The sequence below is a fragment of the Streptomyces sp. NBC_00158 genome (genome assembly GCF_045160885.1).
GTDB lineage: Bacteria > Actinomycetota > Actinomycetes > Streptomycetales > Streptomycetaceae > Streptomyces.
The window spans coordinates 2,406,657-2,421,727 of record NZ_CP108161.1 but is presented as its reverse complement, the minus strand read 5'-3'; the positions used below and the strand labels follow the sequence as shown (position 1 = coordinate 2,421,727).

Below are 15,071 nucleotides of genomic sequence, written 5' to 3'. Positions count from 1 at the left end.
CGCCCGCCGCGCGGGACCGAGCCGTTTTCCCGCACCCGTCCAGCCCCTGAGAGAGAGCAGAGCACCGTGGCCGCAGTTTCCGACCGTCTTCCCACGTTCCCCTGGGACAAGCTGGAGCCGTACAAGAAGACGGCGGCTGCCCACGAGGACGGCATCGTCGACCTGTCCGTCGGCACGCCCGTCGACCCGGTGCCGCAGCTGATCCAGGACGCCCTGGTCGCCGCCGCCGACTCCCCGGGCTACCCCACCGTGTGGGGCACCCCCGCCCTGCGCGACGCCATCACCGGCTGGGTGCGCGGCCGCCTCGGCGCGAGCGCCGCCGGACACCGCAACGTCCTCCCGGTCGTCGGCTCCAAGGAGCTGGTGGCCTGGCTGCCGACCCAGCTGGGCCTGGGCGCCGGGGACAAGGTCGCCTACCCGCGCCTCGCGTACCCGACGTACGAGGTCGGCGCGCGGCTGTGCGGCGCCGAGGCCGTCGTCTACGACGACCCGACGGACCTGGACCCGGCGGGCGTGAAGCTGCTGTGGCTCAACTCCCCGTCCAACCCCACCGGGAAGGTCATCCCGAAGGAAGAGCTGGTCCGGATCGTCGCCTGGGCGCGCGAGCACGGCATCCTCGTCTTCAGCGACGAGTGCTACCTGGAGCTGGGCTGGGAGGCCGAGCCCGTCTCCGTCCTCCACGACGACGTGTGCGGCGGCTCGTACGAGGGCCTCGTCGCCGTCCACTCGCTGTCCAAGCGCTCCAACCTGGCCGGCTACCGGGCCGCGTTCATCGCCGGCGACGAGAACGTCCTCGGCGAGCTGCTGGAGATCCGCAAGCACGGCGGCATGATGACCCCCGCCCCGGTGCAGGCCGCCACGGTCGCGGCCCTCGGCGACGACGCCCACGTCGAGGAGCAGCGCGGGCGCTACGCCGCCCGCCGCGAGGCGCTGCGCACCGCCCTGGAGGGGCACGGGTTCCGCGTCGAGCACAGCGAGGCCAGCCTGTACCTGTGGGTGACCCGCGACGAGCCCTGCTGGGACACCGTCGCGCACCTCGCGTCCCTCGGCATCCTGGTGGCGCCGGGCGACTTCTACGGCGAGGCCGGCGCGAACTTCGTCCGCGTGGCCTTCACCGCCACCGACGAGCGGGTCGCCGCCGCGGTCAAGCGCCTCGGCTGACCGCGGCCGCCCGCCGGAAACGCGCCGAGGGGGCCGGGAGCATCAGCTCCCGGCCCCCTCGGGCGTTCGCGCGTCCGGCGGGGGTCAGCCCAGCGGCAGGCCGCCCGGCAGGCCGCCGCCGGGAAGGCCACCGCCCAGGGCCTGCCCGGCGACCGGCAGGCCGCCCAGCGTCTGGGTGGCGCCGCCGAGGCCGCCGACGGCGTCGGTGGCGGGAGCGGCGACGGGGGCGGCGGCCGGGAGGGCCTCGGTGGCGGTGTGCGCGGTGTCGGTGGCCGCTCCGGCGTCCGGGGCGGTGAGCGTGTTCAGCTTCGGCAGGGACTCCAGGCCCACGGCGTCGGCCGCGCTGGCGGCGCCTGCCGCACCGACCACGGGAGCGGTACCGGCTGCGAGGAGAAGCGCGGCGCGGGCGATCCGACGGGTCAGGGGGAGGGTCATGATGCTCCTAAGCGGTAGCGGCTGAGTACGTCGTGTACAACCGCTCCCGGGGTGGGGGGAGTTGCGGACCCGCTGGGTAAAGGATCAGTAACGCATCGTTTAATCGGCTTCCGTGACAAGAGCACCGGACCCGCCCCGACCTGCGGTTCTTTCCGTCTTCCGGGTGTACGGCCCGAACGCGTGGACACCCCTCCCGGGTGACGGGGCGTACGCGTGACCGTGCCGCCGAGGCAGCACGCCGGGCCACCCGCACGCCGGGGGCGTGCGCGGGTGGTCAGCGGGTGGTCAGCGGGTGGTGGCGCGGGCCATGAAGATCCGCACCTCGCCCGGAGCCGCGTCGTGCGGGTCCCCGCCGCCCTTGCGGCCGCCGCCCTTGCCCTGCCACGCGCCGCCGTCCCGCCCGGCCACCCACGAGGAACCGTCGTACGACACCCGCGCGATCCCCAGCTCCTTCGACCGGGCCACCGCCCAATGGGCCATCGCCCGCCCGCGCCGCGCCTCCGCCGGCCCGCCGCCCTCCTTGAGCCGCAGCGCGACCTCCGCCTCCGGCACGGCACCGCCCGCCGCCGACCGCCCCGCCGGAGCACCCGCCCGGCCCGCGCCCAGCGCCTCCCGCGCCGGCGCCCCGAAGTCCCGCGCCAGCTCCGCCCGCACCTTCTCCGGATCACCCGCCGACGGCGCCGGGCCGGAGCAGACCAGCGAGGCCGGCGTGCCGTTCTCGCCGAAGGCGGCCGTCAGGACCGTCGCGTCCGGCTCGTGCTTCGCGTACGCCTGCGGGAAGCCGCTGAGCTGCACCTTCTGCGCGGCCACCGTCAGCGGCAGCCGCGTGTAGCCCTTGATCTCCGCGAGCCGGTCGTAGAAGATCCCCGCCGAGTAGACGGGGTCCATGATCTGCTCCGGGGTGCCCCAGCCCTGCGAGGGCCGCTGCTGGAACAGCCCCAGCGAATCCCGGTCCCCGTGGTCCAGGTTGCGCAGCGACGACTCCTGCATCGCCGTCGCCAGCGCGATGGTCACCGCCCGGTCCGGCAGCCCCTTGGAGATCCCGACGGCGGCTATCGTCGCCGCGTTCGATGCCTGCTCGTGGGTCATCTCGTACGTCTGGACGGTCCCCGCACCCGCGGAGCCCGCCGCGCCGGTCGCCGAAGCCGTGCAGTAGGAAGGGCCGTTGTCGGATTCCCGCTGGACGACGAAGTACCCGATCACCCCGAGCAGGACGACCAGGCCGACGGCCTTGCGGAACGGCCGGCGGCGGCGGGGGCGGGAGCGATCGGTCTCGGACACGCGGCCCACCGTACTTGAGGCCGATTAACCGTCCACCGGCCGGACGCTCCCGCTTCCCGCCCATCCCGGGGCGTTAGGGTCAGTTCCATGTCCGAATCCGAGCTGGACCTCACCCTGGACGCTGCCGAGCTGACCGCCCGGCTCGTCGACATCCCCTCCGTGAGCGGCGACGAGAAGGTGCTCGCCGACCTGGTGGAAGCCGCGCTGCGCGCCCTCCCGCACCTCACCGTCGACCGCCTCGGCAACAACGTCGTCGCCCGCACCGACCTCGGCCGGGCCGAGCGCGTCGTCCTGGCCGGCCACCTCGACACCGTGCCGATCGCCGACAACGTCCCGTCCCGCCTGGACGAGAACGACGTCCTGTGGGGCTGCGGCACGACGGACATGAAGTCCGGGGTCGCCGTACAGCTGAGGATCGCGGCGACCGTCCCCGAACCCAACCGCGACCTCACCTTCGTCTTCTACGACCAGGAGGAGGTGGCCGCCGACCTCAACGGCCTCGGCAAGGTCGCCGACGCCCACCCCGACTGGCTGGCCGGTGACTTCGCCGTCCTGCTGGAACCCTCCAACGCCGAGGTCGAGGGCGGCTGCCAGGGCACCCTGCGCGTGCTCCTGCGCACCAAGGGCGAGCGCGCCCACTCCGCGCGCAGCTGGATGGGCTCCAACGCCATCCACGCCGCGAGCCCGATCCTGGCGAAGCTGGCCGCGTACGAGCCCCGCAAGCCGGTCATCGACGGCCTGGAGTACCACGAGGGCCTCAACGCGGTCCGCGTCGAGGGCGGCGTCGCCAACAACGTCATCCCGGACGCCTGCACGGTCACCGTGAACTTCCGCTACGCCCCCGACCGCAGCGAGGCCGACGCCCTGGCCCACGTCCGGGAGGTCTTCGCGGACTGCGACATCGCCGAGTTCGTGGTCGACGACTCCTCCGGCGGCGCCCTGCCCGGCCTCTCCCACCCGGCCGCGGCGGCCTTCATGGAGGCCGTCGGCGGCCGCCCGATGCCCAAGTTCGGCTGGACGGACGTCTCCCGCTTCAGCGCGCTCGGCGTCCCGGCCGTCAACTACGGTCCGGGTGACGCCCTGCTGGCCCACAAGGTCGACGAGCGGGTCGAGACGAAGGCCATCCTGCACTGCGAGGAACGACTCCGCGCCTGGCTGACCTCGTAAATTCCCCTTCCGGCCACCTTCGTGCGCCTAACCTGATCCAACGATCAGCAGGAGGGAGCACATCATGGGCAACCCCGAAGGCTCGCGCCGTCGGCCCGAGGAGCAGCAGCTCGGGCCGGTGCTGCGCAGGCGGAGCCAGGTGCAGGCGGGCAGTACGACGGACCAGCGGCTGCTGGACTCGGCCGGGCCCTCCGAGTGGGTGCACACCGATCCCTGGCGGGTCCTGCGCATCCAGTCGGAGTTCATCGAGGGCTTCGGCACCCTGGCGGAGCTGCCGCCCGCGATCAGCGTGTTCGGCTCGGCCCGCACGCCGGTGGACTCGCCCGAGTACGAGGCGGGCGTACGGATCGGCAGCGCGCTCGTCGAGGCCGGCTTCGCGGTGATCACCGGCGGCGGCCCCGGCGCGATGGAGGCGGCCAACAAGGGCGCCCGCGAGGCGAACGGCATCTCCGTAGGCCTGGGCATCGAGCTCCCCTTCGAACAGGGGCTCAACCAGCACGTAGACCTCGGGCTGAACTTCCGGTACTTCTTCGTCCGCAAGACGATGTTCGTGAAGTACAGCCAGGGCTTCGTGGTCCTGCCGGGCGGACTCGGCACCCTGGACGAGATGTTCGAGGCGCTGACCCTGGTCCAGACGCAGAAGATCACCAGGTTCCCCATCGTGCTCTTCGGCACGGAGTACTGGAGCGGCCTGATCGACTGGCTGCGCAACACGGTCATCGCCCAGGGCAAGGCCTCGGAGAAGGACCTGTACCTCTTCCACGTCACGGACGACGTGGACGAGGCGATCGCCCTGGTGACGAAGGAAGTCGGCAAGTAGCGGAGGCCGGCCGCGCCGCCCGCCCGGAGGCGGCGGCGCGGCCGCCCCTCCGGTACCGCCTAGGCCAGCCCGCGGCGGGCCACCGCCGGCGGCCGGTGCCCCTGGATCGAGCGGACCATGTCGAGGATCTGCTTCGTCTCCGCGACCTCGTGGACGCGGTAGACCTGCGCGCCGAGCCAGGCCGAGACGGCCGTGGTCGCCAGGGTGCCCAGCAGGCGCTCCTTGACGGGCTTGTCGAGGGTCTCGCCGACGAAGTCCTTGTTGGACAGCGACACCAGTACCGGCCAACCGGTTTCGGTCATCTCCGCGAGCCGCCGGGTGGCTTCCAGCGAATGCCGGGTGTTCTTCCCGAAGTCGTGGCCCGGATCGATCATGATCGACTCCCGGGGCACCCCGAGGGCCGCCGCCCGCTCCGCGAGGCCGACCGTGACGCGCAGGATGTCGTCCATCACGTCCTCGTACGAGGTCCGGTGCGGCCGCGTGCGCGGCTCGACCCCGCCCGCGTGGGTGCAGACGATGCCCGCGCCGTGGCGCGCGGCGACCTCCGCCAGCTTCGGGTCCACCCCGCCCCACGCGTCGTTCAGCACGTCGGCCCCGGCCTCGCAGACCGCCTCGCCGACCTCGTGCCGCCAGGTGTCCACGCTGATCACCACGTCCGGGTGGCGGCGGCGCACCTCCGCCACGAAGCCGACCGTGCGCCGGGCCTCCTCCGCCGCGTCCACGTGCTCACCGGGGCCCGCCTTCACCCCGCCGATGTCGATGATCGCCGCGCCCTCGGCCACGGCCTGCTCGACCCGGTCGAGGGCCGGCTCGTCGCGGAAGGTCGCGCCCTGGTCGTAGAAGGAGTCCGGGGTGCGGTTCACGATGGCCATGATCACCGGCTCGTGGGTGTCGAACTCGCGCCTGCCCAGTCGCAGCATCCTGCTCTTTCCTCCTTCGGCGACCCTCGCGCCTCGTCTGCGACCTTAACCTGAGGGGCAGGAGTCTCTCAGGGGAGTTGATCGTGTTCTGGTTCTTGCTGATCGCGCTGGTCGTGGTCGTGGCCGCGGTCACCCTCGCGGTGGTCGGCGGCGGCAGCGAAGCCGTGCTGCCCGAGGCCGAGCCGGACCGGGTGGCCGACGCGCTCCCGGAGAGCCGGCCGGTCGTACGGGCGGACATCGACGCGCTGCGGCTGCCGGTCGCGCCGCGCGGCTACCGGATGGCCGAGGTGGACGACGTACTGGACCGGCTCGCGGCCGAGCTGGCCGAGCGGGACGCCCGGATCGCGGAACTGACGGCCGCGCGAGCCCCCCAGACGGCCCCGGCGGACCGGGTCGACCTCACGAAGGACGAGGACGGGCGGTGAGCGGCGCGGGACTGCTGGCGGGCCCGGACGGCGGCCTGCGCTGCCCCTGGGGGCTGTCCACGGAGGACTACGTCACCTACCACGACACCGAATGGGGCAAGCCCGTCCACGGCGACGACGCCCTGTACGAGCGGCTCTGCCTGGAGGCCTTCCAGTCCGGGCTGTCCTGGATCACGATCCTGCGCCGCCGCGAGGGCTTCCGGAAGGCCTTCGCGGACTTCGAGATCGCGGCGGTCGCGGAGTTCGGCCCGGCCGACGCCGAACGGCTGATGGGCGACGAGGGGATCATCCGCAACCGGGCCAAGATCGAGGCCACCCTCGCCAACGCGAAGGTACTGGCCGGCTGGGGGGCGGGGGAGCTGGACGAGCTGATCTGGTCCCACGCCCCGCAGGAGCCCGGCCGGGCCCCGAGGAGCACCGCCGACGTGCCGGCGGTGACCCCGGAGTCCACGGCCCTGGCCAAGGCCCTGAAGAAGGCGGGCATCCGCTTCGTCGGGCCGACCACGGCCTACGCCCTGATGCAGGCGTGCGGCCTGGTCAACGACCACCTCGCGGGATGCGTCTCCCGCGAGGGGTGAGGCGTCAGCGGCCCAGGTACCGGGGCGGCTGCTTCGCGAGGAAGGCCTGCACGGCGATGGAGTGGTCCTCGGAGGCCCCGGCGCGGGTCTGGAGGACGTCCTCGCGCTCCAGGGCCTCGGACAGGGTGTGCGAGGCCCCGTACGCCAGGGACTCCTTGATCGCCGCGTAGGCCACCGTCGGGCCGGAGGCGAGGGTGCGGGCCACCTTCTCGGCCTCCTCGCGCAGCGACTCCGCGGGCACCAGCCGGTTCACGATGCCCAGCTCGTACGCCTCCCGCGCCTTGACGGAACGGGGGAACAGCAGCAGGTCGGAGGCCCGGGAGGCGCCGATCAGCCGCGGCAGGGTCCAGGACACCCCGGAGTCGGCGGTCAGCGCGACCCCGGCGAAGGAGGTGTTGAAGGACGCGGTCTCGGAGACGACGCGGAAGTCCGCCGCGAGCGCGAACCCGAAGCCGGCCCCGGCGGCGACGCCGTTGACCGCGGCCACGACGGGCTTGGGCATCTCCGTCAGGGCCCGCACGATCGGGTTGTAGTGCTCGGAGACCGTGCTCATCGTGAGCGTCGAGCCGCTCTCGCGGTCCGCGGCGAGGTTGCCGATGTGCTCCTTGAGGTCCTGGCCCACGCAGAAGGCCCGGTCCCCGGCGGCGGTGAGCAGGACCGCCCGTACGGCGGTGTCCTCGGCCGCCGCCCGGACGGCGTCGCGCAGGGCGACCTTGGCCTCCGTGTTCATGGCGTTCATCGCGTCGGGCCGGTTGATCGTGACGGTCGCGAGTCCGTCGGTCACTTCGTAGAGCACGCTGTCTGCCATGGCGGGGGTCCCCCTTCGTCGCGGGCTTGGCTACCGGCCGGTACCGGCCGGTGCAAGGGCCAGCATGGCGGACGGGACCGGGGGCGGGCATGTGATGTGCGTCAAACAAAGCGGAGCCCCACCCCCGGGGGCGACGGCGAAGTATCGCAGGCCGATCCCCGAAATGAGTGGTTTTGGCCGAGCGCGTTGCGCAAGCGTTCCCTTCCGATGTTGGTCATCGGGTCCTGACATGCGGGATAATGGCTGGGAAGCAATGTGTTCGATGCCGGGTACTAGGCGCCTGAACGGGGCCGTCGGCTGACGATGAGCTGGTTTCAGGAAGGGGAACGAGCATGGCGGCCATGAAGCCGCGGACGGGCGACGGCCCGCTCGAGGTCACCAAGGAGGGGCGAGGCATCGTCATGCGCGTACCGCTCGAAGGCGGCGGTCGGCTCGTTGTCGAGCTGACGCCGGACGAGGCGGACGCCCTGGGTGACGCCCTGAAGAAGGTCGTCGGCTGAGCCTCGGCCACTAGATCTTTGCCCCGCCCCTGCCGCCCCGCGGTGGGGGCGGGGTTTTTCCTTCTCACTGCACCGCTCGCGCGGTGCGGCCGCGGGCGGCCCTACCGGCTTCGCGCCGCTGCGCCGGACTCCGTCCGTCGGTCCGCCGGGCGGGGCCGGTTCGGGTGGCTGGGGCCGGTGGGCCTGGTGCGGGTGGTGGGCCGATGCGCGGGGCGAGGTCCCCTACCCTCCCCCAGACTCCGTCCGGGGGGACCCCCACTTCCACCGTTCCCAGGGGCGTTGCCCCTGACCCCGGTACGGGCGCTGCGCGCCCGTCGCCTCAAACGCCGGCGGGGCTATCTGTAGCCCCGCCGGCGTTTGAGGCGCTGGGGGCACCTCCCAGCGGTAGCTGGGGGAGGGTCTGGGGGCGGAGCCCCCAGGAGGGGTCCGGGCGCAGCCCGGGGAACGGGCGAAGGGCGGGTGGGGGACGGCCCCGCGCAGCGGAACCCGCGCACCGCCCGGCAGGGCTACCGCCGGACCGCGCAGAGCAGCCCGTCGCCCACCGGAAGCAGCGCGGCTTCGAGCGCCGGACTCTCCCGCACGCTGCGCAGCAGCTCCCGCACCCGGATCACCTCCACCGGCTGCGCCGCGGAGTCGACCGTCCGCCCGTCCGCGAAGACCCCCTCGAAGCACACCAGCCCCCCGGGCCTCAGCAGCCGCAACGATTCCGCGAGGTAGTCGAGGGACTCGGCCGGGTCGCCGTCGCAGAAGACCAGGTCGTACCCGCCGTCGGCGAGCCGCGGCAGCACGTCCAGCGCCCGGCCCGGAATGAACCGCGCGCGGTTCCCCGCGAAGCCGGCCGCGCGGAAGGCCTGGCGGGCGAAGGCCTGCCGGTCGGGTTCGGGGTCCACCGTCGTCAGGACCCCGTCCGGCCGCATCCCGTGCAGCAGGTGGATCCCCGAGACGCCGGTCCCGGTGCCGATCTCGGCGACGGCCTTGGCGTCCGCGGTGGCGGCGAGCAGGCGCAGCGCGGCCCCGGTGCCGGGGGACACGGACCGCAGGCCCGCTTCCCTGGACCGGTCTCGGGCCCATCGCAGGGCGTCGTCCTCGGCGACAAACGCGTCGGCGAACGCCCAGCTCGTCTGCCGGTTGCCGCTAATGACCCTCTCCTGTCCCCATAGTTGGCGCAACGGTGACTGTATCCGCTGACGTCGGGAACCCGCAGATGGGACCGGGCGTTGGGAGGGTGAGAGGCGGGATAGAGGGGACGGCTGCGGGCAGATCGGCGGTCCGGACCCCGAGGCCCGTGCAAAGTTACTGCAAAAATGCTTATCCAGAGCTGACGGGAGGGGTGGCTATGGTAGGGGCTCCACTGGACACCACCAGAGCCGACAGGGGAGGTGCGGCTGCGCCTGTGGATCGTGGAGGCGTCCTCAGACGTCTCTTCTGGTCGGCGGGTGAGCCGAAATCCGTGACCTACACTGCTGACCGCTTCCACTCCGCCCACACCGCGACCACCGCGACCTTTGCCGCTGACGCGGGCTCCCAGGCGTGGACCCCTCCCTCATGGGAGGAGATCGTCAGCACGCACAGTGCGCGGGTCTACCGCCTCGCCTACCGCCTGACGGGCAACCAGCACGACGCCGAGGACCTGACGCAGGAGGTCTTCGTCCGCGTCTTCCGCTCGCTGTCCACCTACACGCCGGGCACCTTCGAGGGCTGGCTGCACCGCATCACCACGAACCTCTTCCTGGACATGGTGCGCCGCAAGCAGCGGATCCGCTTCGACGCCCTCGGCGACGACGCCGCCGAGCGGCTCCCGAGCCGTGAGCCGTCCCCCCAGCAGGTCCTGCACGACACGCACTTCGACGCCGACGTGCAGCAGGCCCTGGACACCCTCGCGCCCGAGTTCCGCGCCGCCGTGGTGCTCTGCGACATCGAGGGCCTGTCCTACGAGGAGATCGCCGCCACGCTCGGCGTGAAGCTCGGCACCGTCCGCAGCCGCATCCACCGGGGCCGCTCGCACCTGCGCAAGGCGCTCAAGCACCGCTCTCCCGAGGCCCGCGCAGAGCAGCGCGCGCTGGCGGGCGTGGCGGTGGGCGCGCCGGGCGCCGGGGGAGAGGGCGGAGCCGAGTGAGCGGAGCCAGTCCCTCCCCCGCCGAACAGCACCTGGGCGACCGGCTCGCCGCCCTGGTGGACGGGGAGTTGAAGCACGACGCGCGCGAGCGGGTGCTGGCGCACCTGGCGACCTGCGCCAAGTGCAAGGCCGAGGCCGACGCGCAGCGCCGGCTGAAGACCATGTTCGTGGAGAGCGCCCCGCCGCCGCTGTCCGCCGGGCTGCTGGCCCGGCTCCAGGGGCTGCCGGGAGCGGGCCCGGACGGGCCTGCCGGGCCCGCCGGTCCGGGTTCCATGGGCGGGATGGGCGGCGGACCGGGGGCTCCGCTCGCGCCCCCGGCCCCGGGCGTCGACCCGTTCTCCTCGTTCGGGTACTCCGCCCCGGCCGCCCCGCGCGAGGGTTTCCGCATCCACGAGGTGGGCCGTCCCAGACGCCGCTTCGCCTTCGTGGCGGCGGGGGCCGTGTCGCTGGCGGCGATCGCGCTCGGCGGCTCGCTGCCGCTGGACGCGATCGAGCCGAACGCCCGCGGCGAGGCGCCCGCGACCAGGCCCGGACCCGCGGTGCCGCTGACCGACGCCTTCGTGCGCGACCGGGTCCCGACCCCCGGCGTGACGACCCGCCCGGTCCCGGTGGGGCAACTGCCCACGGCGGCCTCCTCGGCCCCGGCCACGGCGCAGCCGGTTTCCCTCTCCCGCTGACCCGGGCCCCCGACGGGTCCGGGTACCTGGTTGAATCTGCGGCACACGCGCCGCCCCGCGGTGCGCCAGGCCCGCGGGGGAGCGCCCATGTCCGACAGCCAGCAGAACGGTCCGGCTCCGACGTGGTGGAGCCGGCCCGCCGCCGTTCCGGAACCGGGCCCGCGAGCGGACGCCGACCGGACGCCGGACGAGCCCGCCACCGCCCCGGACCCGGCCGCCGGCTCCGGCCCCCGCTACGACCCCTGGGCCGCCGGCCCGCTCCAGGTCGTCGACCAGGGCAGGGCGCCGCGCGGTGGGCCCGCCCTGTGGCAGCTGGCGGTCGTCGGCGCCGTCATCGCGCTCCTCGCGGGCTGCGTCGGCGGCTACCTCGGCATCCTCTCCGAGCGGCGCACCAGCACCCGTCTGGAGCTCCCGCAGGCCGCCGCCGACAACAAGGGCCGGGCCCCCGACAGCGTGGCCGGCATCGCCGCCACCGCGCTGCCGGGCGTGGTCACCCTGCACGTCAGCGGGGGCGGCGGCAGCGGCACCGGAACCGGCTTCGTGCTGGACGAGCAGGGCCACATCCTGACCAACAACCACGTGGTCGCCGACGCCCGCGACATCACGGTCACCTTCAGCACCGGCGAGAGCGTGGCCGCCGAGCCGGTCGGCCGCGACGGCGGCTACGACCTGGCCGTGGTGAAGGTCAACGGGGTCCGGGGCCTGCGCCCGCTGGCCCTCGGCAACTCCGAGAACGTCCGCGTCGGCGATCCGGTGGTGGCCATCGGCGCCCCCTTCGACCTCTCCAACACCGTCACCTCGGGCATCATCAGCGCCACCGGCCGCCCCATCACCGCCGGCGGTGGCAAGCGCGACGGCAGCGACATCAGCTACGTCGACGCCCTCCAGACCGACGCCCCCATCAATCCCGGCAACTCCGGCGGCCCCCTCCTCGACTCCCGCGCCCACGTGATCGGCATCAACAGCGCCATCCGCGGCGCCGACAAGGGCGAGGACGGCGACGATCCCACCCGCCAGAGCGGCAGCATCGGCCTAGGCTTCGCCATCCCCGTCAACCAGGGCAAGCGCGTCGCCGAGGAACTCATCCGCACCGGCCGCGCCACCCACCCCGTCATCGGCGTCACCCTGGACATGGAGTACAAGGGCGACGGAGCCCGGGTCGACGCCAAGGGCGAGGACGGCAAGCCCTCCGTGGTCGCCGACGGCCCCGGCGCCCGCGCCGGGATGCGGCCCGGTGACGTGATCACCAAGGTGGACGGCGTACGCGTGCACGGCGGCGACGAGCTGATCATCAAGATCAGGGCCCACCGGCCCGGCGACCGCCTCGGCCTGACCGTGCTGCGCGACGGCAAGGAACGCACCCTGGACGTGGTCCTCGGCTCGGCGAGCGGCTCCTGAGCGGTCTCCCCGAGCGGCTCCTCAGCGGCCCCCCGGCGGCCCGGGAACCGCTTCCGGTCGGCCGGTCCGCGACACGAACACGGGATGACGCCCGGGTGAATCCGTGAACGGTCGCGTACCGGCGTAGGGGAGCGCAAGGAACGCCGGGTACCGTTGACCGGGCCGGATGTGGAGAGAGCCGAGGAGCGGCAAGGTGTTCAACGACATAGGCGCACTCGAGCTGGTGACCATCGTGGTGCTCGCCATCCTCGTCTTCGGCCCGGACAAGCTGCCGAAGGTGATCCAGGACGTCTCCGGGTTCATCCGGAAGATCCGCGCGTTCTCGGACAGTGCCAAGCAGGACATCCGCTCCGAACTGGGACCCGAGTTCAAGGACTTCGAGTTCGAGGACCTGAACCCGAAGACGTTCATCCGCAAGCAGCTCTCCGAGAACGACGACCTCCAGGAGCTGCGCAGCAGCTTCGACCTCCGCAAGGAGCTGAACGAGGTCACGGACGCGGTGAACGGCCGCGAGACCGACGCCGACGCGGCCGCCTCGGCGCCGTCCGCCACGCCCACCGCCGGGACCGGCCAGGACCTGCTGAAGAAGCCCGCCGCACCGGCCCAGGAGCCCCGCACCCCCTTCGACGCCGACGCCACCTGATCCGCAGCCTGCCCGTCGATCCGGGACCGGATGGCTATCCTCCATCTGTCCGGACCCAGGCCGCCCGCGGAGGGGGGTCCCCTCTGACAGGCGAGGGGGAGGGCCGTTCCGGACCCCACGGAACGAGAGGCCGCCCATGGAGACGACGAGCAGCAGCCGGGTGGGCGCACAGCCCGCCGAGGCCCCCGAAGACGCACCGCCCGCGCAGACCGAGCCCCCGGAACATACCGGCGGCCAGGCCGCCGCGGGCCAATCCCCGGAAGCCGCCGCGCCGGTCCCGAAGGCCCGCCGGGGGGCGGCGGGCTACCTGAACGCCGAGTTCCCCTGGTACGGCCTGGACGGGGCCTTCACCGGCCCCCGCTGGCTCATGCAGGTCGGCACCGGAGCCGACGGCAGCGTGGAGCACGGCTCCACCGGCCACGGCGACGAGCCGTCCGCCCGGGGCGAGATCGCCACCGGTGAGAAGGACCGCTTCGCGGTGGTGATCACCGTCGCCGGCAACCCCCCGCGCCGCAGCGGCGACGGCACCGGAGTCCTGGAGGCCAACTCGGTCTCCTCGGCTGCCTGGCTGGCCGGCTCGGGGCTGCTGTCCTACAGCTGGCCGCCGCAGATGGACCACACCCGGCGCGCCGACTGGCTCGACCAGCAGACCGAGGCCGCCTGGGAACTCGCCGACGACCTGGCGGGGGCGGACTGGTCGACGCTGTCGCTGCCGGTGGACGGCGAGCCGACGCCGTTCCACTACCGGGAGTCGGAGTTCGGCTGGGTACTGGCCGGCTCCACCGGGAGCGGGGTGCACCTGGGGGCGTACGGACGGGGGATGAGCGCGTACGGGCTGGGCTTCTCGGCCATCGACCTCGCGGCGTACGAGTAGGGGTAGCCGGGGTACGGGAAAGGGCACCGCCCGGCGGCGGTGCCCTTACGCTGCGCGGCCCCTGCGGGCGCGTGTGCCGGTGTGCCCACCCTCCCCCAGACTCCGTCCGGGGGGACCCCCAGCCCAGCGGAACGAATGCCCGCACCCTCTCCTAGAACTTGTTGCGCGGCGTGATGCCCAGGCTCATGCCCGAGAGGCCGCGCGCGCGGCCGCCGAGCTTGCCGGCGATGGCGCGCAGGGCCGCGCCCGCGGGGGAGTCCGGGTCGGACAGCACGACCGGCTTGCCGTCGTCGCCGCCCTCGCGCAGCCGGACGTCGATCGGGATGGTGCCGAGCACGGGGACCGTCGCGCCGACCGTCTTGGTCAGGCCGTCGGCGACCTTCTGGCCACCGCCCGAGCCGAACACGTCCACCATCTCGTCGCAGTGCGGGCACGGCAGGCCCGACATGTTCTCGACGACGCCCACGATCTTCTGGTGCGTCTGCACCGCGATCGAACCGGCCCGCTCCGCGACCTCGGCGGCCGCCTGCTGCGGGGTGGTCACGACCAGGATCTCGGCGTTCGGGACCAGCTGCGCGACCGAGATCGCGATGTCACCGGTGCCCGGCGGCAGGTCCAGCAGCAGCACGTCCAGGTCGCCCCAGAACACGTCCGCCAGGAACTGCTGGAGGGCGCGGTGCAGCATCGGGCCGCGCCACACCACCGGGGCGTTGCCCGGGGTGAACATGCCGATGGAGATGACCTTCACGCCGTTCGCGGACGGCGGCATGATCATGTTCTCGACCTGGGTGGGCTTGCCGTCCACGCCGAGCATCCGCGGCACGCTGTGCCCGTAGATGTCCGCGTCGACCACGCCGACCTTCAGGCCGTCGGCCGCCATCGCGGCCGCCAGGTTCACCGTGACGGACGACTTGCCGACGCCGCCCTTTCCGGACGCCACCGCGTAGACGCGGGTCAGCGACCCCGGCTTGGCGAACGGGACCTCGCGCTCGGCGGTGCCGCCGCGCAGGGTGGCCGCCAGCTCCTTGCGCTGCTCGTCGCTCATCACGTCCAGGGACACGGCGACGGAGGTGACGCCCGCGACCTTCTCGACGGCCTCGGTGACGTTCTTGGTGATGGTCTCGCGCATGGGGCAGCCCGACACCGTGAGGTAGACCGTGACGGCGACGTCGCCGCCCTCGCCGATCTCCACCGATTTGACCATGCCGAGCTCGGTGATCGGCCGGTGGATCTCGGGGTCGTTGACCGTCGCCAGCGCGTCCAGGATC

17 protein-coding genes are annotated in these 15,071 nt (G+C 73.3%); 11 read left to right on the top strand and 6 right to left on the bottom strand.

Annotation, left to right across the window (positions count from 1 at the left end):
* The first annotated feature begins 66 nt into the window (after positions 1–66).
* Positions 67–1,161: a succinyldiaminopimelate transaminase gene (gene dapC, locus OG553_RS10740; RefSeq protein ID WP_405978749.1), complete on the top strand. Its 1,095-nt coding sequence runs from the start codon at positions 67–69 to the stop codon at positions 1,159–1,161.
* A gap of 84 nt (positions 1,162–1,245) precedes the next feature.
* Here the strand turns inward: dapC and OG553_RS10735 are convergent, their stop codons facing one another.
* The gene (locus OG553_RS10735) at positions 1,246–1,596 is read right to left on the bottom strand and encodes an ATP-binding protein (protein WP_405978748.1); all 351 of its coding nucleotides are present in this window, start codon (positions 1,594–1,596) and stop codon (positions 1,246–1,248) included.
* Between the two features lie 285 nt (positions 1,597–1,881).
* Positions 1,882–2,886, bottom strand: a complete 1,005-nt coding sequence (locus OG553_RS10730) for a hypothetical protein (protein WP_405978747.1) — start codon at positions 2,884–2,886, stop codon at positions 1,882–1,884.
* Positions 2,887–2,964: 78 nt separating this feature from the next.
* Between OG553_RS10730 and dapE the strand changes: the two genes are divergently transcribed.
* A complete protein-coding gene (gene dapE / locus OG553_RS10725; RefSeq protein WP_405978746.1) occupies positions 2,965–4,044 on the top strand; it encodes a succinyl-diaminopimelate desuccinylase in 1,080 nt (359 codons plus the stop codon).
* 64 nt (positions 4,045–4,108) lie between these two features.
* Positions 4,109–4,864, top strand: coding sequence for a TIGR00730 family Rossman fold protein (locus tag OG553_RS10720; RefSeq protein WP_405978745.1), 756 nt, complete (start codon positions 4,109–4,111; stop codon positions 4,862–4,864).
* A 59-nt stretch (positions 4,865–4,923) separates the two neighbouring features.
* Here OG553_RS10720 and folP read toward each other — a convergent pair whose 3' ends face one another.
* Positions 4,924–5,784, bottom strand: a complete 861-nt coding sequence (folP, locus tag OG553_RS10715; RefSeq protein WP_405978744.1) for a dihydropteroate synthase — start codon at positions 5,782–5,784, stop codon at positions 4,924–4,926.
* An 83-nt stretch (positions 5,785–5,867) separates the two neighbouring features.
* Between folP and OG553_RS10710 the strand changes: the two genes are divergently transcribed.
* Together OG553_RS10710 and OG553_RS10705 are read left to right on the top strand one after the other, a co-directional pair.
* Positions 5,868–6,209 carry a DivIVA domain-containing protein gene (locus OG553_RS10710; protein WP_405978743.1) on the top strand — a complete coding sequence of 114 codons (342 nt, stop codon included), beginning with the start codon at positions 5,868–5,870 and terminating at the stop codon, positions 6,207–6,209.
* Positions 6,206–6,787 (top strand): DNA-3-methyladenine glycosylase I, encoded by a 582-nt coding sequence (locus OG553_RS10705; protein WP_405978742.1) that lies wholly within the window; start codon positions 6,206–6,208, stop codon positions 6,785–6,787. Before OG553_RS10710 ends, OG553_RS10705 begins: the two co-directional genes overlap by 4 nt.
* Before the next feature lie 4 nt (positions 6,788–6,791).
* On the opposite strand, the gene OG553_RS10700 is transcribed toward OG553_RS10705, so the two are convergent.
* Positions 6,792–7,595 carry an enoyl-CoA hydratase/isomerase family protein gene (locus OG553_RS10700; protein WP_405978741.1) on the bottom strand — a complete coding sequence of 268 codons (804 nt, stop codon included), beginning with the start codon at positions 7,593–7,595 and terminating at the stop codon, positions 6,792–6,794.
* 332 nt (positions 7,596–7,927) lie between these two features.
* Between OG553_RS10700 and OG553_RS10695 the strand changes: the two genes are divergently transcribed.
* On the top strand, positions 7,928–8,095 hold the full coding sequence (locus tag OG553_RS10695) for a DUF3117 domain-containing protein (protein WP_003966491.1): 168 nt from the start codon (positions 7,928–7,930) through the stop codon (positions 8,093–8,095).
* Between the two features lie 506 nt (positions 8,096–8,601).
* Here OG553_RS10695 and OG553_RS10690 read toward each other — a convergent pair.
* Positions 8,602–9,264, bottom strand: coding sequence for an O-methyltransferase (locus OG553_RS10690; RefSeq protein ID WP_125605621.1), 663 nt, complete (start codon positions 9,262–9,264; stop codon positions 8,602–8,604).
* 167 nt (positions 9,265–9,431) lie between these two features.
* Between OG553_RS10690 and sigE the strand changes: the two genes are divergently transcribed.
* The 5 genes from sigE (at position 9,432) to OG553_RS10665 (ending at position 13,803) form a co-directional block, all read left to right on the top strand.
* Entirely contained in the window at positions 9,432–10,211 is a 780-nt protein-coding gene (gene sigE / locus OG553_RS10685) for an RNA polymerase sigma factor SigE (RefSeq protein WP_401244700.1), read from the top strand.
* Complete coding sequence (locus OG553_RS10680; RefSeq protein ID WP_405978740.1) at positions 10,208–10,888, top strand: zf-HC2 domain-containing protein; 681 nt, start codon at positions 10,208–10,210, stop codon at positions 10,886–10,888. The genes sigE and OG553_RS10680 overlap by 4 nt, the downstream gene beginning before the upstream one ends.
* Positions 10,889–10,975: 87 nt before the next feature.
* On the top strand, positions 10,976–12,286 hold the full coding sequence (locus OG553_RS10675; protein ID WP_405978739.1) for a trypsin-like peptidase domain-containing protein: 1,311 nt from the start codon (positions 10,976–10,978) through the stop codon (positions 12,284–12,286).
* Between the two features lie 193 nt (positions 12,287–12,479).
* On the top strand, positions 12,480–12,929 hold the full coding sequence (locus OG553_RS10670; RefSeq protein ID WP_405978738.1) for a sec-independent translocase: 450 nt from the start codon (positions 12,480–12,482) through the stop codon (positions 12,927–12,929).
* A gap of 136 nt (positions 12,930–13,065) precedes the next feature.
* The gene (locus tag OG553_RS10665) at positions 13,066–13,803 is read left to right on the top strand and encodes a hypothetical protein (RefSeq protein ID WP_405978737.1); all 738 of its coding nucleotides are present in this window, start codon (positions 13,066–13,068) and stop codon (positions 13,801–13,803) included.
* 151 nt (positions 13,804–13,954) lie between these two features.
* On the opposite strand, the gene OG553_RS10660 is transcribed toward OG553_RS10665, so the two are convergent.
* Complete coding sequence (locus OG553_RS10660) at positions 13,955–15,070, bottom strand: Mrp/NBP35 family ATP-binding protein (protein WP_405983011.1); 1,116 nt, start codon at positions 15,068–15,070, stop codon at positions 13,955–13,957.
* Position 15,071 lies beyond the last annotated feature (1 nt).